The sequence below is a fragment of the Streptomyces sp. NPDC048270 genome (genome assembly GCF_040652335.1).
In the GTDB taxonomy this organism is placed as follows: domain Bacteria; phylum Actinomycetota; class Actinomycetes; order Streptomycetales; family Streptomycetaceae; genus Streptomyces.
On sequence record NZ_JBEZLV010000113.1, the window covers coordinates 1 to 2,908 of the forward strand.

Consider the following 2,908-nt stretch of genomic DNA (forward strand, 5'->3'; position numbering starts at 1 on the left):
GGAGTGAACCGGTGTGTCTTGGGATGAAACAGGAGCAGATAGGGCGCAACAGCGACCTCACGGCCGCTCCCGTCACTCTGGGGCCACGCTCATCTCACCGGTCACTCGCCACAAATCACCCCCAAAGTCGCTAGAAATGGGTAAAACGCCCTCTGAGAGGTCCTTTTATCCCGGAATCTAGAGATTTAATGCGATTCTTGAGGCGGTCGGCCGCGGTGCGGTAGTGACCATTGATGGAGTTGGTGTCTGCGGGGCGTGTGGGGTGGCTTGTGGGGCGGGCTGGTTCTTGTGCCTGTCTCATCCCAGGAAGTCCGGCCCCTGGCCGTCCGTGTGCTTCCAATGTCGCAGCCGTGCGCCTGGGCGCACTCGGTCCGCGGCGGTACGCCGGAAGCATGACAACGCGACGTCCGTATCCGAGCGATCTGTCCGATGCGCGCTGGGAGTTGATCGAGCCGGTCCTTGCGGCCTGGCGTTTCGAGCGCCGTGGCCGGGCCTCTGGACTTCGGCCGGCCTCCGCGGCATGACCTGCGCGAGATCATGAACGCGATCCTCTACGTGGACCGCACCGGCTGCCAGTGGGCCTACCTCCCGCATGACTTCCCACCACACCAGAGCGTCTACGGCTACTTCGCCAGATGGGCTGACGAGGGCGTGTTCGCCCAGCTCAATGGCCTGCTCAGGCAGCTTTTGCGGGAGAAGGAAGGGCGGAATGCCGAGCCGTCTGCGTGTGTGATCGACGCTCAGAGCGTCAAGACCTCCACCAGCGTTCCTGCCGCCAGCCAGGGCATCGACGCGGGCAAGAAGATCGCGGGCCGCAAACGCAGCATCGTCACCGACACCCTCGGCCTCCTCCTGGCGGTGCTGGTCACCGCGGCCAGCGTGCAGGACTCTGTGGCCGGCACCCGCCTCATCGACCAGGCCGCCGCCGACCACCCGTCAATCCGCAAAGTGTGGGTCGACGGCGGATACCGCCAGCACCTCGTCGAGCATGCCGCCGCCCTGGGAATCGACATGGAGATCACCGCACGCAAGCCCGGGACCAAGGGTTTCACCCCCATACCCAAGCGGTGGGCAGTCGAGCGGACCTACGGCTGGCTCATGCTCCACCGCCGCCTGGCCCGCGACTACGAATCCTGCCCCCACCGCTCCGAAGCCATCATCCACATCGCGATGACCGACCTCATGGCCCGCCGCCTCACCGGCGAGAACACCATCTCCTGGCGCGACCCGACACACCAGACCAAACGGCCGATCACGGGATAAAACAGCCGGATAAAACGACCTCTGAGAGGGCGTTTCATCCCGTTGTTTCATCCCGGATTGCCAGGTTGATTGCGATTCATAGACCACGCCAAGTCGGGGTGGATTCGGCGGTGAGCCTGCGGGTCATGAGGTTGATCATCGCGAGGTGGATGATGGCTTCGGAGCGGTGGGGGCAGGATTCGTAGTCGCGAGTGAGGCGGCGGCGGTTCATAAGCCAGCCGAGGGTTCTCTCGACGGTCCACCGGCGGGGCAGGACGGTAAATCCCCTGGTGGCGGGGTCGCGGCGGACGATGTGCATGTCGATGCCAAGGGTGGCGGCGTGCTGGACGAAGTGCTGGCGGTAGCCGCCGTCGACCCAGGTCTTGCGGAGGGTGGGATGCTCGGCGGCTACCCGTTCGATGAGAGTCTGGCCGGCGATCGAGTCCTGCACGCTCGCGGCGGTGACCACGAAGGCCAGGAGGAGTCCGACGGTGTCGATGACGATGCTCCGCTTGTGTTCAACGATCTTCCTGCCAGCGTCGATGCGCTGCTCGCAGGCGGGGCACGTGGGTAGAGGTTTTGATGCTCTGAGAGTCGATGACGCAGACGGTCGGTTCCTCCTCGCGGCCCTTCTGGCTGCGGACTTGACGTCGCAGGAGGGTGTTGAGCTGGTCGAAGACACCTTCTTCCTGCCAGCGTGCGAAGTAGGCGTAGACGGTGTTCCAGTGCGGGTAGTCGTGCGGAAGGTAGCGCCACGGGATGCCCGTCCGATTCACGTAGAGGACTGCATCCAGCAGGCTCCGCAGATCGTGGTCCGGAGGCATGCCGCTGTCCAGGCCTCGGCTGCGGCGCTCGGACCGCCAGGCGGTCAGGACCGGCTCGACCAACTCCCCCCGGGCATCGGACAGATCGCTCGGGTATCGGCGACGTTCAGGCATGATTTCGGACTACCCAGGCGGCCCAGGCGCTCGGACCGCGCCTTGGGATGAAACAGGAGCAGGCAGCCCAAGACGCCCGCCTGGCAGCCACTTGGCTCAGCGGGCGTCGGGCAGACATCGACGCAGGAAAGAAAATCGTGGGCCGCAAACGCAGCATCGTCGTCGACACCCTCGGCCTGCTACTCCTGGTCATGGTCACCGCGGCAGCGTCTCCAACAATGAGGCCGGCAAACAGCTCCCCACCCGCACCGCAGCCGCTCACCCCAGCATCACCAAAGTCTGGGCCGACACCGGCTACAAGAATTAGGCCGTCGAACATGGAGCGAAACTCGGCATCGACGTCGACGTCGTCCCCAGAAACACCCAGGTCAAGGGCTTTGCCGTCCTACCCCGCCGATGGCTCGTGGAACGGAGCCTGGGCTGGATCATGCTGCACCGTCGACTCGCCCGCGACTATGAAACCAAACCCGAACACTCCGAAAGCATGATCCGCCTCGCCCCCATCTCCACCCTCGCCAAACGCGCAACCGGCGAAACCACCCCAACCTGGCGAGACGCATAAACCAGTCACTCACGAACTGCACGAACCAGACATCCTACTAAGAGCTCGTGACACGATCATGTTGAGATGTACTGGTCAGCCGTGACCGGTGTGACGATTCGGCCGTTCGTGGTGGTGTGAGTACTCGGCCGTGGATCGTGGACGACGACTTGTGGGCACTGATCGA

Annotated in this window: 3 pseudogenes; 2 read left to right on the plus strand and 1 reads right to left on the minus strand. The window is 64.2% G+C overall.

The window, feature by feature from the left end:
* Positions 1-392: 392 nt before the first annotated feature.
* Positions 393-1,263: pseudogene (locus AB0D66_RS34370) on the plus strand (IS5 family transposase).
* A 76-nt stretch (positions 1,264-1,339) separates the two neighbouring features.
* On the opposite strand, the pseudogene AB0D66_RS34375 reads toward AB0D66_RS34370, so the two are convergent.
* Positions 1,340-2,180, minus strand: a pseudogene (locus AB0D66_RS34375) (IS5 family transposase).
* A gap of 119 nt (positions 2,181-2,299) precedes the next feature.
* On the opposite strand from AB0D66_RS34375, the pseudogene AB0D66_RS34380 reads away from it, so the two are divergent.
* Positions 2,300-2,742: pseudogene (locus AB0D66_RS34380) on the plus strand (transposase); the annotation flags it as partial.
* Positions 2,743-2,908: the final 166 nt, after the last annotated feature.